The organism is Halomonas rhizosphaerae (assembly GCF_030010555.1).
GTDB lineage: Bacteria > Pseudomonadota > Gammaproteobacteria > Pseudomonadales > Halomonadaceae > Halomonas > Halomonas rhizosphaerae.
This window is the reverse complement of sequence record NZ_JASCQP010000007.1, coordinates 134,828-160,531: the sequence shown is the minus strand read 5'-3', so window position 1 is coordinate 160,531 and position 25,704 is coordinate 134,828. Positions and strand designations below refer to the sequence as shown.

21 protein-coding genes and 1 tRNA gene are annotated in these 25,704 nt (G+C 66.4%); 6 read left to right on the top strand and 16 right to left on the bottom strand.

The annotated features are described in order from the left end of the window. Positions 1-37: 37 nt before the first annotated feature. Together nirD and QLQ83_RS02475 are read left to right on the top strand one after the other, a co-directional pair. The gene (nirD, locus tag QLQ83_RS02480) at positions 38-409 is read left to right on the top strand and encodes a nitrite reductase small subunit NirD (protein WP_282733987.1); all 372 of its coding nucleotides are present in this window, start codon (positions 38-40) and stop codon (positions 407-409) included. A 241-nt stretch (positions 410-650) separates the two neighbouring features. Then, positions 651-2,000: a NarK family nitrate/nitrite MFS transporter gene (locus QLQ83_RS02475; RefSeq protein ID WP_282733986.1), complete on the top strand. Its 1,350-nt coding sequence runs from the start codon at positions 651-653 to the stop codon at positions 1,998-2,000. A 267-nt stretch (positions 2,001-2,267) separates the two neighbouring features. Here QLQ83_RS02475 and QLQ83_RS02470 read toward each other — a convergent pair whose 3' ends face one another. From QLQ83_RS02470 to kdgD, 7 genes are all read right to left on the bottom strand, one after another. After that, positions 2,268-3,836, bottom strand: a complete 1,569-nt coding sequence (locus tag QLQ83_RS02470) for an aldehyde dehydrogenase (NADP(+)) (protein ID WP_282733985.1) — start codon at positions 3,834-3,836, stop codon at positions 2,268-2,270. 23 nt (positions 3,837-3,859) lie between these two features. Continuing rightward, positions 3,860-4,597, bottom strand: a complete 738-nt coding sequence (locus tag QLQ83_RS02465; protein WP_282733984.1) for a FadR/GntR family transcriptional regulator — start codon at positions 4,595-4,597, stop codon at positions 3,860-3,862. A gap of 72 nt (positions 4,598-4,669) precedes the next feature. Further along, positions 4,670-5,995, bottom strand: coding sequence for an enolase C-terminal domain-like protein (locus QLQ83_RS02460; RefSeq protein ID WP_282733983.1), 1,326 nt, complete (start codon positions 5,993-5,995; stop codon positions 4,670-4,672). Positions 5,996-6,077: 82 nt separating this feature from the next. After that, complete coding sequence (locus QLQ83_RS02455) at positions 6,078-7,586, bottom strand: tripartite tricarboxylate transporter permease (protein WP_282733982.1); 1,509 nt, start codon at positions 7,584-7,586, stop codon at positions 6,078-6,080. Positions 7,587-7,603: 17 nt separating this feature from the next. Continuing rightward, the gene (locus QLQ83_RS02450) at positions 7,604-8,047 is read right to left on the bottom strand and encodes a tripartite tricarboxylate transporter (RefSeq protein WP_282733981.1); all 444 of its coding nucleotides are present in this window, start codon (positions 8,045-8,047) and stop codon (positions 7,604-7,606) included. Positions 8,048-8,154: 107 nt separating this feature from the next. Then, complete coding sequence (locus QLQ83_RS02445) at positions 8,155-9,210, bottom strand: ABC transporter substrate-binding protein (RefSeq protein ID WP_282733980.1); 1,056 nt, start codon at positions 9,208-9,210, stop codon at positions 8,155-8,157. A 26-nt stretch (positions 9,211-9,236) separates the two neighbouring features. Continuing rightward, entirely contained in the window at positions 9,237-10,154 is a 918-nt protein-coding gene (kdgD, locus tag QLQ83_RS02440) for a 5-dehydro-4-deoxyglucarate dehydratase (RefSeq protein WP_282733979.1), read from the bottom strand. Positions 10,155-10,588: 434 nt separating this feature from the next. Between kdgD and QLQ83_RS02435 the strand changes: the two genes are divergently transcribed. Beyond that, positions 10,589-11,569 (top strand): 2-hydroxyacid dehydrogenase, encoded by a 981-nt coding sequence (locus QLQ83_RS02435; protein WP_282733978.1) that lies wholly within the window; start codon positions 10,589-10,591, stop codon positions 11,567-11,569. Positions 11,570-11,715: 146 nt separating this feature from the next. Here the strand turns inward: QLQ83_RS02435 and QLQ83_RS02430 are convergent, their stop codons facing one another. The 5 genes from QLQ83_RS02430 to QLQ83_RS02410 all read right to left on the bottom strand — a co-directional run bounded on the left by QLQ83_RS02430 (position 11,716) and on the right by QLQ83_RS02410 (position 18,409). Continuing rightward, positions 11,716-12,603, bottom strand: coding sequence for a DUF7281 domain-containing protein (locus tag QLQ83_RS02430; protein WP_282733977.1), 888 nt, complete (start codon positions 12,601-12,603; stop codon positions 11,716-11,718). Then, positions 12,600-13,847, bottom strand: coding sequence for a hypothetical protein (locus QLQ83_RS02425; RefSeq protein WP_282733976.1), 1,248 nt, complete (start codon positions 13,845-13,847; stop codon positions 12,600-12,602). The genes QLQ83_RS02430 and QLQ83_RS02425 overlap by 4 nt, the downstream gene beginning before the upstream one ends. Then, positions 13,844-14,470: a condensin complex protein MksE gene (locus tag QLQ83_RS02420; RefSeq protein ID WP_326521397.1), complete on the bottom strand. Its 627-nt coding sequence runs from the start codon at positions 14,468-14,470 to the stop codon at positions 13,844-13,846. Before QLQ83_RS02420 ends, QLQ83_RS02425 begins: the two co-directional genes overlap by 4 nt. 11 nt (positions 14,471-14,481) lie before the next feature. After that, positions 14,482-18,159, bottom strand: a complete 3,678-nt coding sequence (locus tag QLQ83_RS02415; protein ID WP_282733974.1) for an ATP-binding protein — start codon at positions 18,157-18,159, stop codon at positions 14,482-14,484. Positions 18,160-18,332: 173 nt separating this feature from the next. Next, positions 18,333-18,409 (bottom strand) — tRNA-Arg (locus QLQ83_RS02410). 222 nt (positions 18,410-18,631) lie between these two features. Here QLQ83_RS02410 and QLQ83_RS02405 point away from each other — a divergent pair. Then, positions 18,632-19,495: a c-type cytochrome gene (locus tag QLQ83_RS02405; RefSeq protein ID WP_282733973.1), complete on the top strand. Its 864-nt coding sequence runs from the start codon at positions 18,632-18,634 to the stop codon at positions 19,493-19,495. Between the two features lie 108 nt (positions 19,496-19,603). On the opposite strand, the gene rep is transcribed toward QLQ83_RS02405, so the two are convergent. The 3 genes from rep to pyrE form a co-directional block, all read right to left on the bottom strand. Next, positions 19,604-21,658 carry a DNA helicase Rep gene (gene rep, locus QLQ83_RS02400; protein ID WP_282733972.1) on the bottom strand — a complete coding sequence of 685 codons (2,055 nt, stop codon included), beginning with the start codon at positions 21,656-21,658 and terminating at the stop codon, positions 19,604-19,606. Further along, complete coding sequence (gene trmL, locus QLQ83_RS02395; RefSeq protein WP_282733971.1) at positions 21,658-22,191, bottom strand: tRNA (uridine(34)/cytosine(34)/5-carboxymethylaminomethyluridine(34)-2'-O)-methyltransferase TrmL; 534 nt, start codon at positions 22,189-22,191, stop codon at positions 21,658-21,660. The genes rep and trmL overlap by 1 nt, the downstream gene beginning before the upstream one ends. Before the next feature lie 94 nt (positions 22,192-22,285). After that, positions 22,286-22,942 (bottom strand): orotate phosphoribosyltransferase, encoded by a 657-nt coding sequence (pyrE, locus tag QLQ83_RS02390; RefSeq protein WP_282734016.1) that lies wholly within the window; start codon positions 22,940-22,942, stop codon positions 22,286-22,288. Between the two features lie 139 nt (positions 22,943-23,081). Here pyrE and QLQ83_RS02385 point away from each other — a divergent pair, with 139 nt between their 5' ends. Then, complete coding sequence (locus QLQ83_RS02385) at positions 23,082-23,849, top strand: exodeoxyribonuclease III (RefSeq protein ID WP_282733970.1); 768 nt, start codon at positions 23,082-23,084, stop codon at positions 23,847-23,849. 117 nt (positions 23,850-23,966) lie between these two features. Here QLQ83_RS02385 and rph read toward each other — a convergent pair whose 3' ends face one another. Then, on the bottom strand, positions 23,967-24,704 hold the full coding sequence (gene rph / locus QLQ83_RS02380; RefSeq protein ID WP_282733969.1) for a ribonuclease PH: 738 nt from the start codon (positions 24,702-24,704) through the stop codon (positions 23,967-23,969). Between the two features lie 128 nt (positions 24,705-24,832). Between rph and QLQ83_RS02375 the strand changes: the two genes are divergently transcribed. Further along, positions 24,833-25,696, top strand: coding sequence for a YicC/YloC family endoribonuclease (locus QLQ83_RS02375; protein WP_282733968.1), 864 nt, complete (start codon positions 24,833-24,835; stop codon positions 25,694-25,696). Positions 25,697-25,704 lie beyond the last annotated feature (8 nt).

Sequence of the window (25,704 nt, the reverse complement as noted above, 5' to 3'; positions counted from 1 at the left end):
CTCTCGTCGATTTCTCGCTGACTCCAAGGAAGCACTCATGAATACGGCTACCGCGACCAAGACCATGACCCAGACCTGGCAAACCCTCTGCCACCGCGCCGACCTGGTGCCCTTCTCCGGCGTCGCCGCCTGGGTGGAGACCGACGAGGGGCCCGCCCAGGTGGCCCTCTTCTACCTCCCCGGCAAGGACCCCGAACTCTACGCCCTCGACCACCACGACCCCATGGCGGGCGCCAACGTCAACGCCCGGGGGATCGTCGGCGACCTGAAGGGCCAGCCGGTCGTGGCCTCGCCGCTCTACAAGCACCACTACCGGCTGGCGGACGGCCAATGCCTGGAGAATCCCGGCCTACGCCTGCGCACCTGGGCGGTGAGCTTCAAGGGCGCTGAGGTGTGGATCGAAGCATGAAGGCAGGGCATGCAAGGCCAAACCCTTGTCGCCTTAAGGAGCTGCGTCATGCGCAAGCGTCGGTGGCCGCCCCATCAAGGCACTGATCAACAACCCACTTCCCAGACAGATACCGAGCGTTACTCATCAACGGCAAGGCAGGCGTGGACCAGGCTCCCCGGAGTACGAGTGCGTCAGACCCGACCTTCAACGGTGAAGGCCCAACATCGCGTGTTCGATCATCACTCGACGAGGTACTCCCATGGAGATCCGCAACAAGGCCAACAGGATTCGCCTGTTCACCCTCAAGACGCCACAGATGCGAGCCTTCCACTTCTCGTGGTTCGCCTTCCACCTCTGCTTCTTCGGCTGGTTCGGCATCGCCCCGCTCATGGCGGTGGTTCGTGACGATCTCGACCTGACCAAGACCCAGATCGGCAACACCATCATCGCCTCGGTGGCCATCACCATCGTGGTCAGGCTACTGATCGGCGTGCTCTGCGACCGCATCGGGCCGCGCAAGGCCTATACCTGGCTGCTCTGCCTCGGCGCCCTGCCGGTGATGGCCATCGGCTTCGCCAACAGCTTCGAGACCTTCCTGCTCGCCCGCCTGGCGATCGGTGCCATCGGCGCCTCCTTCGTGATCACCCAGTACCATACCTCGATCATGTTCGCGCCCAACGTGGTGGGCACCGCCAACGCCACCTCGGCAGGCTGGGGCAACCTCGGCGGCGGGACCACCCAGATCCTCATGCCGCTCATCTTCTCGGGCCTGCTGATGCTGGGCGTCAACGAGGCCTTCGGCTGGCGGCTGGCCATGGTGGTCCCGGGCGTGGTGATGTTCCTCACCGGCATCGCCTACTATCGCTTCACCCAGGATGCCCCCGACGGCAACTTCGATGAGCTGCGTGCTCGCGGCGAGCTGCCGGCGGCCAGCGGCGAGAGCAGTGCCGGCCAGACCTTCCTGGCCGCTGCCAGGGACATCCGGGTCTGGGCCCTGTTCGTGGTCTATGCCGCCTGCTTCGGAGTCGAGCTGACCATCCACAACATCGCCGCCATCTATTTCTTCGACAACTTCGACCTGACCCTGGCCACCGCCGGCATGATCGCCGGCCTCTTCGGCCTGATGAACCTCTTCGCCCGCACCCTGGGCGGCATCTTTTCGGACCTCTTCGCCCGGCAGGCCGGCCTGAAGGGGCGTGTTCGCTGGCTGTTCATCGCCATGCTCTGCGAGGGCATCGCCCTGATGTTCTTCTCGCAGATGCATGTGCTGGCACTCGCCATCGGCATCATGCTGGTGTTCAGTCTCTTCGTGCAGATGGCGGAAGGGGCCACCTTCGGCGTGGTGCCCTTCATCAACAAGCGGGCGCTGGGCGCCGTGGCCGGGATCGTCGGTGCCGGCGGCAACGCCGGTGCAGTGGCCGCCGGCTTCCTGTTCCGCTCCGAGTCGCTCAGTTACCAGCAGGGGCTCTTCTACCTGGGCGTGGCCGTGATCATCGCCGCCCTCTGTACCCTGCTGGTGCGCTTCTCGCCGGAGGTCGAGGCCCAGGAGGCCACCGCCTACCGCGAGGCAGAGGACAATCTCGGAGGTGGCGCCCTGTCGCTGCGTTGACCCTGCCGTGTCTGCCTGTGTGATCAACACCACCGCCCGCCGGGCGGTGGTGTTGCGTTGGTACGCCATGCATGACCCAGCGGATGATTGAAGCCGTTAACGAAGGGGACTCGGGAACAGCCTGGAAGTGAAAGGCCCTTGCGTTTCGGGTCCAGGGTGATTGATTAACCGGCACCCGATACGAAATGACAACACCCGAGTAGAGCCAAGAACAAAGAGGCGGCCCGCAGGCCGCCAAAGGGTCCAACCACTTGCAAACTCCAGGAATTAATCCCGCTTGCCGTCCACCAGCCGGGTGACGCCCAGCGGGTTGCCCTCCTTGAGGGCCTCGGGCAGCAAGCCTTCAGGCAGGTTCTGGTAGCACACCGGGCGCAGGAAGCGGTGGATGGCGGCACTGCCCACCGAGGTCGTGCGGCTGTCCGAGGTCGCCGGGAACGGGCCACCGTGGACCATGGCATGGCACACCTCGACGCCGGTGGGCCAGCCGTTGGCTAAGACACGACCGGCCTTGCGCTCGAGTACCGGTAACAGCGTCCGGGCGGCGTCCAGGTCGCCATCGTCCATCTGCAGCGTGGCGGTGAGCTGGCCTTCCAGCTGCTCGGCCACGGCGCGCATCTCAGCCAGGTCCTCGCACTCGATCAACAGCGAGGCGGCACCGAACACCTCGGCCTGCAGGGCCGCGTTGGCCAGGAAGTCGGCGCTGCTCGTGGCGAACAACGCGGCCTGGCACTGGTGAGGGCCCTCGCTGGCCGAGCCGCGAGCGATCTCGCGAGCCTCTCCGGCCAGCTGGCTCACGCCATCGTCATAGGCGGCGTGGATGCCCGGGGTGAGCATGGTCTGGGCGGCGCTGCCCTTGACCGCTTCACCGGCGGCAGCGGTGAAGGCGTCCAGCGCCTCGCCCTTGATGGCGATCACCAGGCCCGGGTTGGTGCAGAACTGTCCGGCGCCCATGTTCAGCGAGCCGATGAAGCCCTCGGCGATCTCCTTGGCGCGTGCCTGGAGCGCCTCGGGCAGCAGGAACACCGGGTTGATGGAGCTCATCTCGGCGTAGACCGGGATCGGCTGGGGGCGGGCCTGGGCGGTGGCCATCAGCGCCAGGCCCCCGTTGCGCGAGCCGGTGAAGCCCACGGCCTGGATATGCGGATCGGCGACCAGCGCCTGGCCGATCTCCTTGCCCGAGCCGAACAGCAGCGAGAACACGCCTTCGGGAAGGCCACAGCTGGCCACGGCCTTCTGCACCGCGCGGCCGACCAGCTCGGAGGTGCCGGGGTGAGCAGAATGCGCCTTGACCACCACCGGACAGCCGGCGGCCAGCGCCGAGGCGGTATCGCCCCCCGCCACGCTGAACGCGAGCGGGAAGTTCGAGGCGCCGAACACCGCCACCGGGCCCAGGGCCACGTGGCGCTGGCGCAGGTCGACGCGGGGCATCGGCTGGCGATCCGGGAGAGCCGGGTCGATGCGCACGTCGAGCCACTCGCCGGCACGCACCACGGAGGCGAACAGGCGCAGCTGGCCGCAGGTGCGCCCGCGTTCACCCTCGATCCGTGCCCGGGGCAGGCCGGTCTCGGCCATGGCGCGCTCGACCAGCGCATCGCCCAGCGCCTCGATCTCGGCGGCGATGGTTTCCAGAAAGCTTGCCCGCTCCTCCAGCGAGGTCTCGCGGTAGGTGGTGAGGGCCTCCTCCGCGAGCTGGCAAGCTTCGGCCACCGCGTGGCGGTCCAGCCCCGGATACTCGGGGGCCAGCGCCTCCCCGGAGGCCGGGTCGATGGGGCGGATGACGGCCTGGTCGCCGGTGACGGCGCGCTGGCCGATCAGGGAAGTGCCTTGTGGGGTCATGCTGTCTCCCTTGGTTCGGTGGTTCAGCTTTCCTGGTACTGGGCGTACATGTTTCGTGACCGGTTGAGGTGCTGAAACATGGTCTCTCTTGCCGCCTCGGCATCGCGTGACAGGATTGCCTCGAGAATAAAGGCGTGTTCTTCCTGGACCCGCTCGAGGTAACGCGCCGCCGCGGCGGGATTGATGTCGATGCTCAGCAACTTGGCACGAGGAATGCTGCTGGGACTGAGCTGCTCGTAGAGCTGCGTGAAGGCCGGATTATGGGTGGCCTGGGTAATGGCATGGTGGAACTCGTAGTCCTCCACCCGCGCCTGGGATTTCTCGGCGCACGCCTTGAGAAAGGCCGCGTGCTTCTCCTCGAGCCGGCGACCGTCTGCCTCATCGTGACGCAGCGCGGCCAGCTCCGCCGCAGCAGGCTCCAGGGCCAGGCGGAGCTCGAGGACATGCAGGATATCCTCCACCGTGGTCGGGTTGATGCGCTCTGCCGGGCGAGCCTCCACGGCCTGGGAACGCAGCACCGTAGTGCCCACGCCACGCCGTGTCGCCACCAGCCCTAGCGACTTGAGGTGGGTGATCGCCTCGCGGATGACCGTGCGGCTGACGCCGAAGGAATCACACAGCTGACTTTCCGTGGGGAGTTTCTCGCCTACCTTGGCCTTTCCCTCAAGAATCAGCGCCTCGAGTTGGTCGGCGACATGGGCGGAGAGACTTCCCTGCTTGGCCACCTTGTGCACGTCCAATCGCGCGATTTCTGGCGACATTTTCGTATCCTCTGCCATGGAAAAATGCCTTTGACCAAAAGTATGACTTTTAGTCTAGCAGCCTGGCAAACCCTAGCGCACCAGTGCCGGACGCTTTGGGTCAAATTCCCAGCCGGGAATCAGGTACTGCATGGCCATGGCGTCGTTGCGCTGCGTCACATCGAGGCCCTGGTAGAGGCGATGCGCCTCCATCAGCTTTTCTTCATCCAGCTCGACACCCAGGCCTGGGGTCTTCGGCACGGTTAGCTTGCCGTCGCGAATCAGGAACGGCTCCTTAGTGATCCGCTGGCCGTCCTGCCAGATCCAGTGGGTATCGATGGCGGTGATCTCGCCAGGGCAGGCCGCGGCCACATGGGTCATCATGGCCAACGAGATGTCGAAGTGGTTGTTGCTGTGGGAGCCCCAGGTCAAGCCCCACTCGTGGCACAGCTCGCCCACCGCCACGGCGCCCTGCATGGTCCAAAAGTGGCAGTCGGCCAGGGGGATATCCACGGCATTGAGCTGTACGGCGTACTGCAGCTGCTTGAAGTCGGTGGCGATCATGTTGGTCGCCGTGGGCAGACCGGTGCGCTTCTTGAACTCGGCCATGGTCTCACGGCCCGAGTAGCTCTCCTCCTGGCCGCAGGGATCCTCGGCATAGCTCAGCAGGTGCTTGATCGGTTCCAGCACCCGCACCGCCTCGTCGAGTTTCCAGGCACCGTTGGGGTCGAGGGTCAGGCGCGCCTCGGGGAAGGCCTCGTGCAGCGCGCGGATGCAGTCCGCCTCTTCCTCGCCGCGCAGCACGCCACCCTTGAGCTTGAAGTCCCTGAAGCCGTAGCGCTCAAAGGCGGCCTTGGCCAGGTTGGCCACGGCATCGGGGGTCAGGGCCTCACGGCAGCGTACCTCGTCCCAAGCATCCTGTGGGTCGCTCGCCTGAGGATAGGGCAGGTCGGTCTTGGCCGGGTCGCCAAGCAGGAACAGGTAACCCAGGGCCTCGACCTCGTCGCGCTGGCGGCCGTAATGACCGAGCAGGTCGGCCACCGGCATGCCCAGCGCCTGGCCATAGAGGTCGAACAGGGCGGATTCGATGCCGGTGATCACGTGCACCGCCACCCGCAAGTCGAAGGTCTGGCGACCTCGCTCCTCGCGGCCGTTCTGAGCCAGCCGCAGGCGTACCTGGTTGAGGGTCTGCTTGATATCGTTGACCCGCGAGCCTTCTACCAGCTCACGGCACTGCTCCAGCCCCTTGAGGATGCCGGCACTGGCCGGAATCTCGCCGACCCCCTGGTTGCCGGCATCGTCCTCGAGGATCACCACGCAGCGGATGAACCAGGGCGCATGCCCGCCGCTGAGGTTCAACAGGAAGCCATCGTATCCGGCCACGGGGACCACGCGCATGGTCTTTATCTTCGGGAGCATGTCGCTTTTCCTCTGAAAATTTCAATCGTAAGACTAGGGTTCGGCTGCGCGTCCCAGATGCATCAGTATTAGACGGGAGCGTCTAGCCAATCTGCTCTTCGCGGTCTCTCTTGCGATTCTTCAGGCTCATCGCGATGGAGAACGCCACGGATGCCAGGATCAACAGCCACAGCACCACGGCAATGGGGCTCTTGGTGAAGAAGATCGAGAGGGTGCCGAACGACTCGAGGCTCTTGACGAAGTAGACCTCCGCCTGGCTGCCCAGAATGAACCCGATGATCAGCGGCGCCACTTCCAGACCGACCTTCTGGATCAGGTAGCCGAGGATGCCGAAGATCAGCAGGGTCCAGACATCGAACATGATGCCGTAGTTGATGGCATAGGCGCCCACCACACACATCATCACGATGATCGGATAAAGGATATGCTTGGGCACCATCACCACCTTGGCGATATGCTTGATGGCGAAAAACATCAGGAAGAACATCACGACGTTGGCGAAGACCAGCGCCGTCATCATGATGTACCAGGTATTGGCATTCTCGGGGATGAACAGCGGCCCCACCTGAATACCCTGTAGGGTGAAGGCGCCAATCAGTACGGCGGTGGTGGAATCACCGGGAATCCCCAGGGAGAGCAGCGGAATCAGTGCGCCGCCGGTCAGCGCATTGTTGGCCGACTCCGAGGCAATGAGCCCCTGGGGGGCGCCCTTGCCCATCTGCGAGGAGTCCCTCGCCAGGTTCTTCTCCTGGGTATAGGCCAGCACGGAGGCGGCACTGCCACCAACACCAGGCAGCATGCCGACAAAGGTCCCGATGAAGGACGAGCGCACCAGGTTGGTCAGGCGTCCCTTGAACAGCCCCAGGGAGAAACCACTCCCCTTGCCGAACTTGACGCGTTCATGGCTCAGCTCACTCTTCACCCCCTTCTCGGCCTCGAGCAGGATGGTGGAGATGCCGAAGATGCCGATCAGCACCGGCAGCAGGGAGAAACCTTCGAACAGGTAGGGTTCCATGAAATCGGCCATCAGCCGCGTCTTGCCGTTGCCGCCATCGGAGATGCTGTAGTCGCCGATCAGGCTCAGCCAGATACCAATAACGCCACTGAAGATGCCCACCAGCATGCTGCTCGACAGCGAGGCGATGACGCTCAGGGCCAAGAGAATGATCAGGAACTTCTCCACGTAGGAGAACTTGATCGAGAAGTCGGCCAGCATGGGAGCGAACAGGAAGAGCACGGCGGCACTGATCAGCCCTCCGATGACGGAGGCGATGACACACACGCGCAGCGCCTTCTCCCCTTCTCCCTTGCGAGCCATCGGGTAGCCATCGAAGGTGGTGGTGATCGAGGAGGGCGTGCCAGGTATGTTGAGCAGTACCGCCGGCACCATGCCGCCCGAGATACCGCCCACGTAGAGACCCAGCAGTAACGCCAGGCCGTGGTGCAGTCCCAGGGCATAGGTCAGCGGCAGACAGACCGCCACCGCCATGGTAGCGGTCATGCCCGGTATCGCGCCGAAGATGATGCCGATCAGTGCACCGAATCCGGCAAGCAGGAAAAAGGTGACATCGAGAAGTGAAAGGAATTCCATGGTGGCACTCGCTTAGATCACGGCAGGGTGATGGTGAAAAGCTTGGCAAGAATGAACCAGGCCAGGCCGGGAGCGACGATGGCATTGATCACCGCGATGATGACCGCCTTCTTCGTCCATTCATGCATATACATCAGCGACATGATCAGCACGAAGGGCATCGAAACGAACAGGAAGCCGTAGCCCGTGTAAGGGAAGAGGTTGCCCACCACGTCCATCAGATAGAAATACGCCACAATCAGGACGAGCGTGCCGAAGAAACGGTAAGCATCCATGGGCTCCCCCACGATGGGGAGGGTACGCTCTCCTCGCTTCACCGCGGCCAGGAAGGGGACCACCTTGGTCACCAGGATGACCAAGAAAAGCCCTGCCATGATCCAGTGGATGATCGTCGGAAACAGCAGGTGCGAGGTCCCGAAGTCTATCGAGACACTTAACAGATTGGAAAGACCTGATTCCATAGCGGCTCCGGCATGAGCAGTAGGGTAGCCTGCCCATCAGTGTTCTATAGCGATTCACGCCAAATGGCGGGGCATCGACCGCATACCGCCGTCGATGCCCGGATCGCTTATTTGATGTTATCGATGATCTCTTCGTAGCGAGACATCTTCTCGTTCAGGTACTCCGAGGCCTCGTCTGAAGGCTTGAAGTTGGGGATGAAGAAGGAGTTCTTCTGGGTCTCCTGAATTTCTCCCTCTTCATAGATCTCGGTCAGCGCCTCGTCGATCTGCTCGACGATGCCCGGATCCATGTCCTTGTTGTAGAGGAAGAAGAACTCCTTATCGAAGGTGAAGGTCTCGTCGTCGCCCATGGTGACGTGGACGTTGGGCTCGACGTACTCGAGCAGCTGCTCGCGGGAGGTCTTGCCAAGGCCCTCCTCCGGTGCCTGTTCAATAGTGTCCTGGCGCGCGGTCAGCCAGACAAAGCGCATGGCCTTCTGGTCGTCCTCGGCGAGGCGGGTGTACTGCTCATTGGCCTGCACGGAACCGTGGATCATGTCGACCTGATCATCGAAGAGCTGCTGATTCTTGTCCGACTGCGAGCCGGTGTTGACGGCGACCAGGTTGTCCTCCTGCCCCGGGTGCTCGATAGAAACGGCGTTCTTCAGGGCACTGAAGCCGATCTCGGAGACGCCCCCCGGCTGGATCGCCACGCGCACGGTCTCGCCATCGCCTACCGCCGCGATGACCTCATCGAGGGTCTCGTATGGGGAGTCCTTGGGCACCAGATAGGCGTTACCCGGGTTGATCGCCACGGTCGGCCCGATGGTGTACTTCTCGAAGATATTCTCGTAGCCCTCCACACCATACAGATGGCCCAGATAGGACTGGTCGTGGAAGATCATCAGGGTGTTGCCGCGTGCGTCGCGGTCCAGGGTACGAAAGGCAGAACTCGCACCGACGGCGTCGACCTTCATGTTGAGGTCGAGATGCTCGGCCAGCTTGTCCACCACGATGCTGGAGTTCTGGTAGGTGTCCCCCCCGGTGGACGTGGAACCGATGACGACTCGTATGTTGCCGCGCAGCTGACCGTCCTGGGCCATGGCGATGCCGGCGCCGAAAGTCATCGACGCCATGACCGCGGCGGAGCCCAGTCCTGCCAGTGTCTTCTTGGATAAGGTCATTCTTACACCTCTTAGCTGTTGTCGATTTATAGTTGCTTGGCGATACCCACCAGCGTCTCGAGCTGCTGGCGCTCCTCGGATGAGGGCATGGTCAGGGGCGCGCGTACGCTGCCCGCCGGACGACCGATGATCTCGGCGCCGGCCTTGATCAGGCTGACGGCATAGCCCTTCTTCCGATCCCTGAGGTCCACGAAGGGAATGAAGAAGTCGTTGGTGATCTGCTTGACGACTTCGCTGTTGCCCTTGCGGAGTTCCTTGTAGAAGGTCACGGCCATGTCGGGCACGAAGTTGAACACGGCCGATGAGTAGGTGTTGACGCCGATGGACAGATAGGCCTCGGCGAAGATCTCGGCGGTCGGCACGCCGCCGATATAGACAAGCCGGTCGCCCACGGTCTTGACGATCTTGTTCAGGGCCTGGATGTCGCCCTTGCCGTCCTTGAGGCCGACCAGGTTGGGGCAGGCCTCGGCCAGTGCCTTGACGGACCCGGCATCGAGGATCCCGTTGCCGCGGTTGTAATAGATGACATTGAGCGACGTGGACGCACAGATCTGGCGGGCATATTCGACCAGTCCGTCCTGGGGGCATTCGGTCAGATAGGGTGGCATCAGCAGGATGCCGTCAGCACCAGCCTCCTCAGCCGCCTGGGCGAAGGCCTTGCCGCTCTCGACGCTCAGCCCGGCACTGGCGATCACCGGCAGCTTGCCGTCCACCGTCTCCACGGCCACGCGCACGATCTCGCGGAACTCGTCGAGCGACAGGTTGAAGAACTCGCCGGTACCACCGGCCACGAAGACCGCGGAGATGTCGTGGCTGATGAACCACTCCAGCCGACGGCGATAACTCTCGGCGTCGAAACGGCCCTCCTGGTCGAAATCCGTGATGGGAAACGACAGCAGACCATCGCCGATGGCTTGCACCACTGCTTCTCTGGAAAACTTCACGCAACCGTCCTCATGCTTTCCGGGTCAGGGGCTCCCCGACCGCCTCGCGGGTGATCGACAACGGGTGTGTTGTCATACATCATACAAATGACAAATTAATCACCAGTCACTTGCCGGGCAAGTCCTACTGATCGAATTGCGACCAAAGTTTAAGGGTGCCCGCGAAGCATGCTCTCACCCAGCAGCCTATCCAGGCTGGCTTACCCTCGATGGCGCAGTAGCGGCTGGCCAGTTAGTCATGAAGGGTTGCAGACTGGCCCCTTCTCGACACTCGCTCTCGCCGGTACGCGGTACCCCTCGGCAACCTGGTCGGCGCACTGGTAATGCAGGTGGTGGGGACATGGAGTGTCTGCTCGGTCGTGAGCGCCTCACTGCACCTGAAGCCCGAGCCGCCCGGTAGATACCTTGTCCTTTGCCCAAAAGGAGCCTGAACCATGAAGAAACGCATCCTGGCCTATGGCCGCCTGAACGATGACCAGCTGGCCCAGCTTGGCCAGGACTTCGAGGTCCTGGCCTTTCCCGGCCTGACCTCCGCCGACGATCCTGACTTCCGGGCCGCGCTACCCGACGCCCACGGCCTCATCGGCGCCAGCCTGGCCATCACCCCCGAGCTGCTCGACGCCGCGCCCCAGCTCGAAGCCATCGCCACCATCTCGGTGGGCTACGACAACTACCCGGTCGAGGCGCTGACCCGTCGCGGCATCCTGCTGTGCAATACCCCGGACGTGCTCACCGAGACCACCGCCGACACCGGCTTCCTGCTGATCATGGCCGCCGCCCGGCGCGCCGTGGAGCTGGCCGACCTGGTCAAGCGCGGCGACTGGAAAGCCGGGATCGGTCCCGAACACTTCGGTAGTGACGTGCACGGCAAGACCCTGGGGCTGATCGGCTTCGGGCGCATCGGCGCCGCCGTGGCCCGGCGCGGCGCCCTGGGCTTCGGCATGCGCGTCCTCTACTCGAACGCCTCCCCCAAGCCCGAGCTCGAGCGCGAACTAGGGGCCGAGCGTCGCGAGATGGACGCGCTGCTCGCCGAGGCGGACTTTATCTGCGTCACCGTGCCCCTCACCGCCGAGACCGAACACCTGATCGGCGAGCGAGAGTTTGCCCTGATGAAGCCCTCGGCGATCTTCGTCAACATCGCCCGCGGCAAGGTCGTCAACGAGGCGGCGCTCATCGAGGCACTGGAGATGGGGCGCATTCGCGCCGCCGGCCTGGACGTCTTCGAGCAGGAGCCGCTGTCGCCGGAGTCGCCGCTGCCGCACATGACCAACGTGGTGGCCCTGCCGCATATCGGCTCGGCGACCCACGAGACGCGCACCGCCATGGCCCAGCGGGCCGTGGACAACCTGATCCTGGCGCTCAAGGGCGAGCGCCCGATCAACCTGGTCAACGAGACAGCCTGGCGGCTCGCATGACCCCGCCGAAACGGGATAGAAAAGGAATACCACCAGCTGGCGGATCCCGGATGATCAGTTGCCCGGCACCCTACACCTAGGTAAAAGACCTAATTCCGAGATATCCATGTGGTAGGTGTGAAACGAAGTGAGCGGATGCCTTTCCCTTAAAGCCCAGATTCACCCAACGGCACTGCTTGGAGTGAATCACCAAACCACTGCTGACGCAGGCCGCGCTGCTCGCGAAGCAGGATGGCGAGGTAGTCGGCCAGCGGGTGGCCAATGGGCAGGCGGGCGGCGTGGTCGCGCAGGGCCGGCTGGTAGCCCTGCTGCTCAGGCGGCAGGTGCGCGGCATTGGCGCGCTCGACCAGATCCTCGCGCGGCGGCAACAGCAGATGGGTGGCGCGGCTGGCGAGGGCGATGCTCACCCCCTTGGCGTCGAAGTCGCCGAGATAGAAGTGGGGCCTGGCGCTCTCTGCCCAGGCCGCGGCCACCCTGGCGAAGGCGCCGCCGTAGTGCCTGTCGCCGCGGTAGAGCACCAGCGGGCGGGCGTCGTCGGCCAGCGCCGCAGTGGTCGACGCGAAGGCGTAGAAGCCATCGAGGTTCTCGACCTGAACCAGCACGTCGAAGGCGTCGAGGTCGAGGTCGCGCCAGTCGAGGTCGAGGAAATCCCGGGGGCAGCTCACCAGTCCCGGCCGCTGCGCCGCCGCAGCGGGGAAGCTGGCCAGCACGCGGCGATCGCGGGGCTTCTCGCGCACACCCTTCTCCTCGCGGTTACCCAGGTGAGCCTGTTCGGCGGTGGTCAGGCCGCTGAGGTCGGCGGCGATGGCGGGCTCGCCCAGGGCAACCAGGGTCTCGTCGATCCGGGCGAGCAGGTCAGGGTCGAGCTGCAGGCGGGCGTGGGTGAGGCGCGGGCCGAGCTCGATATCGTGCGCCTGACACCAGGCCACGACCTCGTTCACCACCTTGCTGCGACGCTTCTCTACGCTGGGCGTGCGACGCAGCGCCTGGCCGGCGTCGCGGAGCAGGTGGCGAGCGCGCGACGACAGGTTCATGCCCCCGCCCTCAGCGCCAGGTTGACGTCATGGATCAGCCGCAGGTGGTTGAAGGGGCTGGCCTGGCTCTCCTGTTGGCTAAGGCGGAAGGCGCGCTGCTCGCCCCTGGGCAGGCCCTGGAACTCGGCAATCACCTGGAAGAGCCAGATCTCCTCGCCCCACGCCAGCTCGCCCTCCTGCAGGTACGCCAATGCGCTGAGCCCCTCCCCGCCGCGGTCCACCACCGCAAGATAGAAGCGCTCCACGTCCTCCTTGAGCGCCTGCTGACGAGCGGCGACGAGGGTGTCTTCCTGGGGCGCCGCGGCGCCGGCAGCGGTCACCGGTTCCGGGCGATGAACAGGCCGCGGCAGCTGGTGCAGCAGTTCGGTGAGTGCCCGAGTATCGGGGTGGTGATCCAGGGCCGCGGCCCCGGCGGCGATCAGCGGGGCGGCGCGGTTGACCAGCGCCGGCACCTCGCTGCGCCGGGCGTAGTTGCCGGGCACGAAGCCCGGATGTTCACGAAGGAAGCCGGCCATGCCGGCCACCAGGCGGCTTCGCGACTGCTGCTGGCGGAAGCGCGCCATCAGCTCGACCATGCGCCGCTGCACCTCGCGCAGGCTGGTGTAGTGCTGGGTGAGCTGGTGCTGCAGGCCGCTGACCAGCAGCTTGCGCAGGGCGCCATCGCTGCCCACCAGCTCGATCAGCTCGTGGAAGTCGATCAGCGCCAGGCTGTCGAGCAGGCGCACGATCTGCTTCTGGGCGCGCTCGTTCTCGCGAATCTTGTCGCCCAGGCGGCTGACGAAGCCGAAGTCGCTGTTGAGGCGCCGCCACAGGCTGTCGATGGCGTCGGCGAAGCGGCCGTTGAGGTCATCCACCTCCTGGCGCAGGCGCAGTAGCTGCTGTTCCTGGCGCCAGTACTCGCCGGCGTCGCGGGCCTCGCGGTAGCTCTGCACCAGGGTGCGCATGAGCTCCAGGGTCTCGGCCACGTCGGCGTTGACGTGGCGCCGGGTCTCGTCGGCGAGCATCTCGGCGATCAGCTCGCGCACCTTGGGGGAAAGCTTCACCCCGCCCTGCTCGTCCGGCCGCCACAGGATGCGCGCCGCCAGCAGCCGGTTGAGGGCGGTGGTGCTGAGCCCCTCCAGGGGCACCTCGTCCCGGGCATAGCCGGCCATCAGCGCCTCGGCGTGCTTGCCGAGCAGCGCCAGGCGCTCGACGCCGGTGCCGATCAGGCGGCTCTCCAGGGCGTGGGCATCGCGGTCGCTCACAGCAGGCTCTCCTGGCTGGCCGGGGGCTGGTCGTCCACGGGCAGGTTCTCCTCGTCGCGGATGAAACGCACCAGGTCGACCAGGTAGTCGATCTTGGCGGTGACCACGAAGTACTGGCGATCGGCGTGGGGCTGGAGCAGGTAGCCGTGCTCCTTCAGGCGCTTGAAGACCTGCTTGAGCTGGGCATCGAGCTGGTCGCTCTGGGAGCCGAAGAAGGGATCGGTGGCCAGTCGCTCGAGGCGCTCGCGAAGCCCCTGGTTGTCCTCGCAGCGCGAGCTGAAGTCGGCGGGCTTGAGCACGTCGCCGGGGGCAGCCAGGCCGTCGCGGCCCAGGGTCTCCTGCACCAGCTGAAGCCACTCCAGCATCGGCAGCAGGCTGTTGACGGTGTCCGCCAGCTGGCGCGAGAGCTGCTCGCGAGCGCCCTCGTCGAGCCGGCGCCAGGCCAGGAAGTAGACGCTGCCCTCGTCGTTGGTGGCCAGGCGACGGTTGAGCGGGCGCAGGTAGGTATCGAGCTGCTCGCGAACCTCGTCGTCCTGCAGGCGGCGGAAGGCGCTCTCGTCGCTCACCGCGCAGATGAACTCGCCGGCCAGCAGGCGTTCGAGCAGGGGGCCATGTTCGGTCATCGAGCGCTCGGTCATGGGGCGGCCTCCTCGGCGCGGGCCTGAAGCCGCTGGGCCAGGCGGCTCAGGCGCGGTTCGATGCGCTTGAGGCGCCGCTTGCCGGGAGCGGCCTCATCGCGGTCAATCAGGTAGCGGTTGTGGAACAGCAGCAGCACATCCGACTCCGGGTTGGGAAAGGCGCCGACGATGTGGATGCGGTTGTTGTCGCAGGCGTCGAACAGCTTCTCGACGTTGTGATAGGCCAGGGTGCCGATCTCGTCGATGGGCCAGTGGATGGCCACCTGGGCCTGGCCGCGCAGCAACCGGGTGAAGGCGAGCAGGAACTTGCACAGGATCAGGTAGGCCATGCCGTGGCTGGACGACTCCAGCAGCTGGCGGTCGTTCCTGATGACCAGGTCGGTGCCGCCCTCGTTGAGGTGCAGCTCCAGGCGCAGCAGGCTCTCGAAGCTGTACTGCTGATCACTGCGCAACAGCTCCACCACCTCGGCCAGGGCATCGAGGTAGTCGTCACCGGGCAGCGGCTGGCCCGAGTCGCGCCATTCGTGGTAGCGCTGGGCGAAGCGCTTGAGCGGCTCCCAGAACCCGAGCTCGTCGATGGTCGACTGGATCTTGACCTCGGCGCGACCGATGCCCTCGAGCCTGAGGTCGTCGGCCACCTCGTCGGAGAGCCGCCGGCTCTGGGCATTGATGCGCCGATTGAGGTCGCGGAACACGGTAAAAAACTTGTCCAGGTCGTCGGAGAGATTGCGTCCCTCCTGCAGCAGCTGCTGCTGTTGTCCCTCGAGCAGCTGGAGCATGCCGGCGATCACCGGCAGCAGCCGGCGCGGGCTCTCGCCCTCGAGCTTGGCGCGCTCGGCCTCGAGCATGTCCTGGAAGTCGGCGCTGGCGCCCTTGATCAGCTCGGACTCGATCTTCTCGCAGCCGCGACGCAGCTCGTCCAGCCGCCGAGCATGGTCGGCAAGCCCCTGGCGAACGCGCTCGATGCGTTCAGCGGCATCCCCCGGGGCCTCGCCGATGGGTTCCGGGGCGGGATCGAGACTCAGCGCCTCGAGCTTGTCGAGCAGCGGGGCGAGGGTCTCGACCAGCGCCCTGGCCGCGTCGCGGCGGGCCTTCAGCGCCCTCACCGCCGCCTGGTGCTCGCTGCGGGCGGTGCGGAAGTCGGCCCGGTGCTGTTCGCGTTCGCGCTCGGCCTGCTGGCGCTCGCGGGAGAGCTCGGCCTCCCTTTCCACCAGGCGCGGCTTGCGCTCCCCCCACGCCACGCGCATGAAGTGACGATATTCCCTCAGTTCATCCTCGCGCTCGGTGGTCTGGCGAATGCGTATGGCCAGGGCCTCCAGGCGTGAGCGGGTCTCGCGCACGGTGATCGGGTCGACGCCCTGCTCGGTCAGCTCGCGGTCGAAGGCGGCCTGCAGCTCGTCACGCTGGCGGCGGGTCTCCTCTCGGTGGTCGTCCAGCTGGCGGCGGTGCTGGGCGACCTGCTGATCGAAGCCGGCCAGCCGCCCCTGGAAGTCGGCGGTCAGCTCCAGGCGCTGGGCACGGTGGCCGTCGGCCAGGGCCTCCAGGGCCCGACACTGCTCGTCGCGAAGCGCCTGCTGCACGGCCTCCTGCTCCTCGAGCGCCTCGCGACAGGCGACCTGGCGCGCCTGCTGCGCGGCGGCGTGGCGCTGCTGGCACTGGCTGCGCGCCTGCAGAGCATAATCGACCTCCTCGGCGGCGCGGCGACGAGCGCCCCGGGCACGGTCGAGGCGCGCATCGGTCTCCTGGACCCGTTGGTGGCAGGCGCGGAGCGCCTTCTCGGCGCCCTTCTCGGCTTCCTGTGCCTCACCCAGTGCCGCCTCGGCGGCCTCGATCTCGGCCAGCAGGCTGGCCTCGTCCTGGGCGTGCTCGGGCAGCGCGATGGCGGCCAGGTCCAGCGCCAGCCCAAAGAGGTCGTCGCTGGCGTCCTCGTTGAGCTGGGGCGCCAGGTCGCGACGCTCGAGGAGCTCGGGCGCGATCACCTTGCCCAGGCCCTGCTCCCAGCCCGGGCGGTGGTGGCGCAGGAAGTGGCGCAGGCTGCCCTGGGCGGGGTCGCGCTGAACCAGCAGGGCATCGCGGTGTGCCTCGGCGCGGGAGCGCTGCGCTCGGACTCGTTCCAGCGCGCGCTCGGCGGCCTCGCGTTCCTGCTTGCGCTCATCGAGCTCGGCTCGCACGCTCTCCATGGCGGCGGCAGCCGCACTCTGTTCGCTCTGGGCCTGGTCGACCCGGGCCTGAGCCTGCTCCGCCTCGCGGGCCTCCTCCGGGGTCTGGGCGCCATGGGAAAGCTGCGCCTTGAGCTCGGAGAGCCGCGCGGTGACCTGGTCCAGGCGGGTGCGGAAGTCCTCCTCCAGGGCCTGGCGGCGGGCCTGGTAGTCGGCGTCCAGGCGGCTCTCGGCATCGCTCTGCTGGTCGCGACAGACCTCCTTCTCCTCGCCCAATGCATCGATCAGTGCCTGGAGCTCGTCGCGGCGCTGCTCGAGGAGGTCGCCCAGCTCCACCAGACGCGCCTCCAGCCTGGCCTTGCTCTCCTTCACTGCCTGCTGCATCAGTTCCAGGTGGTCGCGCAGCTGTTGTTGCTGGTCGCGCCACTGGGGCAGCGCCTTGAGGTCCTGTTCGAGGCCCGGCATGTCGGCCTCCTCGAAGGCCTCGAACTGGCGCTGCAGGTCATCGAGGTCGGCTCGCGCCTTGCTCAGCTCGCTGTCGAGCGAACTCAAGCGATCATTCAGCGCATCGCGGGCCTCCTGGTAGGCTTCCTCCCGTGCCTGGAAGGCACGCTGCTGGCGCTGGATCTGCGCCTCGAGATCTGCGCTCTCGCGTTCGGCGCGATGGCGGTCGGCCTCGAGCTGGGGCCGAAGCTGCCACAGCGAGGTCTCGACATCGGCGATCTCTCGATCGAGGCTCTCCAGGGCAGAAAGCGAGCGCTGAAGGGGCGCCAGGCGCATCGACTGACGCATGCGGTCGATCCACTCCCGTGCCTTGGTGTTGCGGATGCGGGTCACCGGCAGCTCGACACCGTCCTCCTCGAAGATCGCCGCCAGCATGGTCTTGAGGGTGTCCATCTTGCCCTCCTTGGCGTGTACCGCGGACACCAGCTTCTCCATATGCCGGATGCGCTGCCCCGGGCGCACCAGGCTGAAGCGGGCGGCCACCTGGCGCAGACGCAGCCCCTCCTTGCTGTTGCCCCTGGGCTGGGACCCGGTCTGGGTGAAGTCATTCTGGATCACCGAGCGGTATTCCGAGGTGGCGCCCAGCTTGGGCGAGACCGAGACGCCCTGTCGGCGCAGGCCGTTGGCCCACTGGGCGTAGTCCAGGGCGGTGACGCCGCCCTCGCTCTCCACCAGGTAGTCCTCGGGGCGATAGGGGGCCCCGACGAAGCGATACTCGACGCCACCATCGCTCTTGCGTGTCAGCACCGCCTGACAGACATCGCCCTCCTCACGACTGTACTCGTAGACGAGATAGCTATTGCGGTGCGGAAGATAGAAGGCATCGAACTTGAGCCGGGTCTTCGGCACCACCTTGTTGGGCTGCTCGCCGTAGAAGACCGGCACCAGACGCTGCAGGGTCGTCTTGCCCGAGGCGTTGGTGCCACAGATGTTGGTGTGGCCGTCCACACTGAGTTCCACCACCCCCTCGAGGTGGCCGTGGATCATCACGATGCGTTGCAGGTGAGCCATGTCGCGTCCTTGGTCGTTGGCGATCCATGCTGCCCGTAGGCGACATCAGGATGGTGCCCGAGCCAAGCGGTGGGTTCAAAAGCGGCTATGAAGGTAGCGGTTTCCGGACAGGGCGCCAAATGGAGAGACGCACGAAAAAGGGCCTGCGACAGTGTCGCAGGCCCTTGAATTCGTGGCGCGCCCGGCAGGATTCGAACCTGCGACCCTCGGCTTCGGAGGCCGATACTCTATCCAACTGAGCTACGGGCGCACGTGCCTGGCGGTGGGTGCCAGGCGGTCGACATCGTACCCGCCAGCCCTGCCGCTGTCCAGCGGCCATCCCGCTCGCCCCCGGCCATGGTATGAGCCGGGACATTTTCCAGGCGTTGGTGATGCCGGTATACTGGCGGACACTTATGCGCGCCATGGCGTCCACCGGCTGACGTGATGCCGAGCGTGATTCCGATGACAGGACCGTCGAGAGGTGGTGAGAGTGAAATCCAGCAAGCTGATCATGGGGTGTCTGGCCACCCTGGGCCTGACCACAGGTATCGCCGTGGCACAGGACGACGCCGAGCGCGAGGCCGTCGCGGAACGCCTGAAGCCGGTCGGGGAGCTCTGCCTGCAGGGCGAGGACTGCGGCACCGCCGCCGCCTCCGACAGTGATGGCGGCGACGACGGCGGCTCCTCCGACGGTGCCGATGGCGAGTCCATCTACGGCAGCGTGTGCGCCGCCTGTCACGACAGCGGTGCCGCCGGCGCTCCGATGTACGAGGATGAGGACGCCTGGGCCGATCGTGTCGACAAGGGCTGGGACGAGCTGCTCGCCAACGCCATCAACGGCATCGGCGCCATGCCGGCCAGGGGCGGCAACTCCAGCCTCTCCGACGAGGAGGTCGAGGCGGCCATGGCCCACATGCTGGATCCGGTGATGGACGTGCCGGACCTGGGCGGTGACGCCGCCTCCGATGACGAGGCAGCCAGCTCAGACGATGAGGCCGCCTCCGAGGAAGACGGCGCCGCCTCCGGTGAAGAGGAAGACGCCGCCTCCGACGAGCAAGAAAGCGCTTCCGATGACGAGGCGAGTTCCGATGACGAGGCCGCGTCCGGCAGCGACTTCGACGGTGAAGCCCTCTATGGCAGCTCCGGCTGCGCCGCCTGCCATGACTCCGGTGCCGCCGGCGCCCCCGTGCTGGGCGATGCCGACGCCTGGGCGCCGCGCATCGAGCAGGGCATGGACACCCTCTATGAGAGCGCCATCAATGGCAAGGGAGCCATGCCGCCCAAGGGAGGCAGCAGTGCCTCCGACGAGGAGATCCAGGCCATCGTCGACTACATGGTGGAAGAGTCCGAGTAAGCTCACGATCACACCACCATGTGACAAGAAGCGGGGCGCCTTCGGGTGCCCCGCTTGCGTTGGTCGCTCATTTCTTGATCGGTGCTACCGCCATCACGCAGCACTCCCTCAGCCCAACAGAGAACGCAGCCCGGCGATGGCGTCCTGCCCGCGTGCCTGCTTCTTCTCCGGGTCTTCCCGGTCGGCACGGCCCTCCCACTCGAGGTCGCCCTCCGGCAGTTCGTCGAGGAAGCGGCTGGGCGTGCAGTCCATCAGCTCGCCGTAGGTCTTGCGCTGACGCGCCAAGGTCAGGGTCAGGGTGCGTCGGGCCCGGGTGATGCCCACATAGGCCAGGCGACGCTCCTCCTCCACGGTGCCTACCTCGATGGCGTTGCGATGGGGAAGGAGCTCTTCCTCCAGGCCCATCAGGTAGACATGGGGGAACTCCAGGCCCTTGGAGGCGTGCATGGTCAGCAGCTGGACGCGGTCGGAGTCGTCCTCCTCGGCCTGCTGCTCGAGGATGTCGCGCAGCACCAGCCGGGAGATGGCCGCCTCCACGTCATCGGTCTCGGTCTCCGTACTGGCCGTGTCCTCGGGGTCACGGTTCATGGATTTCTCGAGCTGGTCGACCAGCACCCAGACGTTGGCCATGCGCCGCTCGGCGATGGTCGGGGCGCTGGCGTTCTGGTAGAGCCAGGCCTCGTAGTCCATCTCGTGCAGCATGCCGCGGATGGCGTCGATGGCGTCGCCCTGGTCCATGCGCCGCCGGACGCCGTCGATGAAGTGGGTAAAGCGCGACAGCCGCTCGACGGCTCTGACCGGCAGCAGCTGCTCCAGGCCCAGCTCGTGGCAGGCGGCGAACAGCGAGATATTGCGCTCGGTCGCATAGTTGGCCAGCTTCTCCAGGGTGCTGGGGCCGATCTCGCGGCGCGGCACGTTGACGATGCGCAGGAAGGCGTTGTCGTCGGCGGGGTTGATCAGCAGCCGCAGGTAGGCCATGGCGTCCTTGATCTCGTTGCGCGAGAAGAAGGAGGTGCCACCGGAGAGCTTGTAGGGGATCTGGTAGTGCTGCAGCTTGAGCTCCAGCAGCCGGGCCTGGAAGTTGCCGCGATAGAGCACCGCGAAGTCGCGCCACTCGGCGGACTCCTTGATGCGCCGGGTGAGGATCTCGCTGGCCACGCGCTCGGCTTCGGCCTCCTCGTGGCGGTTGACCACCACGCGGATCGCCGCGCCCTCGCCCATCTCCGACCACAGGGTCTTGTCATAGACGTGGGGGTTGTTGGCAATCAGCGTATTGGCGGCGCGCAGGATGGTGCCGGTGGAGCGGTAGTTCTGCTCCAGCTTGATCACCTTGAGGCGCGGGAAGTCCTCGCCCAGGGTCACCAGGTTCTCGGGGCGCGCCCCGCGCCAGGCGTAGATCGACTGGTCGTCGTCGCCCACCACGGTGAAGGTCGAGCGCTCGCCCATCAGCAGCCGCACCAGCAGGTACTGGCTGATGTTGGTGTCCTGGTACTCGTCCACCAGCATGTAGTGGATCTTGCGCCGCCAACGCGCCAGCGCCTCGGGATCGTCGCGCAGCAGCACCACCGGCAGCAGGATCAGGTCGTCGAAGTCCACGGCGTTGTAGGCCTTGAGGTGGCGCACATAGGCCTCATAGACCCGAGCGGCGTACTGCTCGTCGTCGTCCGCGGCGTGCGAGAGTGCCTGGCCGGGCAGCACCAGGTCATTCTTCCACTGGGAGATCTGGTGCTGCACGGCGTTGATCTGGTCGGCGTCAACCTGGGCGTCCTTGTTCATCAGGTCGCGCAGCAGCGCCTTGGCATCCTCCGGGTCGAACAGCGAGAAGCCCGGCCGGTAGCCCAGCGCCTTGAGCTCGCTGCGGATGATGTTGAGCCCCAGGGTGTGGAAGGTGGAGACGGTCAGCCCGTGCCCCTCCTTGCCCTTGAGCATGCTCCCCACCCGCTCCTTCATCTCCCGGGCGGCCTTGTTGGTGAAGGTCACCGCGGCGATGCGCCGGGCACTCATGCCGCACTCCTGCACCAGGTAGGCGATCTTGGTGGTGATGACGCTGGTCTTGCCGGAGCCCGCCCCGGCCAGCACCAGGCAGGGGCCGTCGATATAGCGCACGGCCTCCTGCTGGCGGGGATTGAGGCCGGCGAGCCGGCTGGCGATGGTCGGTGACATCAGCGGATCCTCGCAGGCGCGGGGGCGTCGCGCGCCGGCAAGCCGGCCCCCGGGAGGCCGGATCCCGGAAGGCCGGACCCCACGAATCCCAGCTGGCGCCAGGCCTCGAAGACAACCACCGCACACGCATTGGAGAGGTTCAGGCTGCGGCTCTCCGCCAGCATGGGAATACGCAGGCGCCGGGATTCGGGCAGGGCATCGAGCAGCGCCTGGGGCAGGCCACGGGTCTCGGGGCCGAACACCAGGGCATCCCCCTCGCGATAGGCGGGCTCATGATAGCCGGTGCGCCCGCGGGTCGAGACGGCGAAGACCCGCTCGGGGGTCACGGCCGCCAGGAAGGCCGACCAGTCGGCATGGACCCGGACCCGCGCCCACTCGTGGTAGTCGAGCCCCGCACGGCGCAGGCGCTTGTCGTCCAGCACGAAGCCCAGCGGCTCGATCAGGTGCAGGCGGAACCCGGTGTTCGCGCAGAGGCGGATCAGGTTGCCGGTATTGGGGGGAATCTCGGGCTGGTAGAGCACCACATCGAGCATCAACGACTCCTGATATGAAAGGCTCACAACGCCCTCGGGCCCCGTGCGGGGCCCGAGGGACGTCGGCAAGCACCGGCAGCACGCCGCGTGACGCTCAGTCGCCTCCCACGCCATAGCGAGCGCGATAGGCACGGATCGCCTCGGCATGGGGCTGCATCGCCTCGCCGGCATGCGCTTCGAGGTACTCGAGCACCAGGTCCAGGGTGACGATGCTGACCACCGGCATGTCGTAGGCGGCCTCGACCTCCTGGATGGCACTGGTCTCGCCCTGGCCGCGCTCCTGGCGATCCAGGGCGATCAGCACGCCGGCCGCCCGCGCGCCGGCGCCCTCGATCAGCCCCATCACCTCGCGGATGGCGGTGCCGGCGGTGATCACGTCGTCGATGATCAGGACCCGCCCCTCGAGCGCGGCACCGACGATGTTGCCCCCCTCGCCGTGATCCTTGGCCTCCTTGCGGTTGAAGGCATAGGGCAGGTCACGGTCATGATGGTCGGCCAGCGCCACGGCAGTGGTGGCCGCCAGCGGGATGCCCTTGTAGGCCGGGCCGAACAGCACATCGACCTCGAGGCCGCTGGCCTGGATGGCCCGGGCATAGAAGCGCCCGAGACGCGCCAGGGCGCCACCGGTACGGAACAGGCCGGCGTTGAAGAAGTAGGGGCTGACCCGACCGGACTTCAGGGTGAATTCGCCGAAGCTCAACACGCCCTGCTCGATGGCGAACTCGATGAACTCCCGCTGATAGTCTTGCATGCGCTGCGCGCTGGGCTGGTCCGCCACGGGGCCTCCTCTACACGGTCAAGGACCTGCTATCACGTCGATCGACCGGGGCCATTTACCCAAACGTCGAAACGTCGGGTATCATACACGCGCGACGCAAAAGGGACCATGTATGAAAATCGCCACCATCAATGTCAACGGCATCCGCGAGGCCGTCGGTCGAGGCTTCCTCGACTGGCTCGCCGACCAGGACGCCGATGTCGTCTGCGTGCAGAACCTCAAGGCCAAGAGCTTCGAGTTGGACGACAGCATCCTCTATCCGGAAGGCTACGAGGGCTACTTCCTCGATGCCGAACAGGACGGCTTCTCGGGGGTCGGCCTCTACTGCCGCAAGATCCCCAAGGCGATCATGTACGGGCTGGGATTTCCCCAATGCGATCATGAGGCGCGCTTCCTGCAGGCCGACTACGACCGCTTCAGCATCGCCAGCTTCCTGATGCCCGACGGCAGCGACGTTGCCGCCAAGCAGGCCTTCATGGCCCAGTACCAGGAGTACCTGTCGAAGATGGCCCGCAAGCGGCGCGAGTACATCATCTGCGGCACCTGGCACATCGCCCACAAGACCATCGACCTGGAGAACTGGGCCGACAACCAGACCACGCCCGGCTTCAAGCCCGAGGAGCGTGCCTGGATGGACCAGGTGTTCGGCCCCACCGGCTTCATCGACACCTTCCGCGAGATCAACCGCGACGCCGGCGAGTACACCTGGTGGCCGAAGCTCGACCAGGAGGTGCCGCGCTCCCGCCAGGAGGGCTGGCGCATCGACTACCAGGTGGTAGGCCCTGAGTTCCGTCGCCATGTGGTGGATGCCTGGATCGACTACGAGGCCACCTTCTCAGAGTTCGCCCCGCTGATCGTCGAGTACGACCTGACGCTCTGAGCCCACTCCCTTCGTCGCCGTTCCGGCCCGCCCGGAACGCATCGCGCCGGCCCGAGGGCCGGCGCGATGCGTTTGCACGAGGCGAGGGGTCGACAGCGCCTCGGCCGGCAACCCGATTCAGCCGCGGATGCCCAGGGCCGCGCGCTGGTGCTCGAACAGCTCGTTGCCGGCCTTCTCGGCCAGGTCGAGCATGGCGTCGAGCTGGGCACGACTGAAGGTGCCGGCCTCGGCGGTCCCCTGCACCTCGATAAGCCCGCCGCCCTCGGCCATTACCACGTTCATGTCGGTATCGGCGCTGGAGTCCTCGGGGTAGTCCAGGTCGACCACCGGCAGCCCCTTGAACAGCCCCACCGAGACCGAGCTCACCAGCTGGTGGAAGGGGTCGCCCTTGATCAGCTTCTCGCGCTGCAGGTGGCGGATGGCGTCGATCAGCGCCACGCAGCCACCGGTGATGGAGGCGGTGCGGGTGCCACCATCGGCCTGGATGACGTCGCAGTCCACGGTGATGGTGAACTCGCCGAGCTTCTTGAGGTTCACCGCCGCCCGCAGCGAGCGGCCGATCAGCCGCTGGATCTCCAGGGTGCGGCCGCCCTGCTTGCCACGGGTCGCCTCGCGGCTGCCGCGGGTGTGGGTGGCCCGGGGCAGCATGCCGTACTCAGCGGTCACCCAGCCCTGCTTCTTGCCACGCAGCCAGCGCGGTACGCCGACCTCGACGCTGGCGTTGCACAGGACCTTGGTGTCGCCGAACTCCACCAGCACCGAGCCCTCGGCGTGGCGGGTATAGTCGCGGGTGAGACGGATCTCGCGGGACTGGTCGGGGGCGCGTCCGCTGGGACGCCGGATCTCCGAAGACATGGCACCTCTCTTGAACCGGAAGGGTGACGGGACGTCACGCTGTGGAATGGCGGCCATTCTACACGCTATCGCCGGGGAATCGGTTACACTGCCCGACCCAGAAAGATCACGGCGCACCGGGAGGCACCATGGTCCACAGCATGACCGCCTTTTCACGCCAGGATCGCGATACCGCGGCCGGCACCCTGCAGCTCGAGCTGCGCTCGGTGAACCAGCGCTACCTCGAACCCCACTTCCGCCTGCCGGAAGCGCTGCGCGACCTGGAGCCGATGTTCCGCGAGGCGCTGCGCGCGCGCCTGGCCCGGGGCAAGGTCGAGTGCACCCTGCGCTTCGAGCCCGCCGGCGACGAGGCCGCACCGGCCGTCGACCGCCGGCGCCTGGCGGCGCTGGCCACGGCCCTGGAGGAGGTCCGCGAAAGCGTCCCCGGGACCGCCATGCCCGATGCCCTGAGCCTGCTCGGCCACCCCGGCGTGCTGGACAGCCGCGGCCCCGACATGGAGGCCGTCAAGCAGGAGGCGCTGGCGCTGTTCCAGGCCGCCCTGGACGACCTGGTCGCCGGCCGCGCCCGGGAGGGCGAGAAGCTCGCCGCGTTGATCCGGGAGCGGCTCAACGCGGTGAACGCCCAGGTGGCCGAGGTGCGTCGGCTGATGCCGCAGATCCTCGAACGCCAGCGGGCCCAGCTACTGGAGCGGCTGGAAGCGATCCGCGCCGAACTGGACCCCCAGCGGCTCGAGGCCGAATTGGTCCTGCTCGCCCAGAAGGCCGACGTCGATGAGGAGCTCGACCGCCTAGCCACCCATGTCGCCGAGGTGGAGCGCCAGCTCGGCCAGCCAGGCCCGGTGGGGCGTCGCCTGGACTTCCTGATGCAGGAGCTCAACCGCGAGGCCAACACCCTGTCGTCCAAGTCGGTGGTGGCCGCCACCACCCGCTGTGCCGTGGAGCTCAAGGTGCTGATCGAGCAGATGCGCGAGCAGATCCAGAACATCGAGTAAGGCCGCGG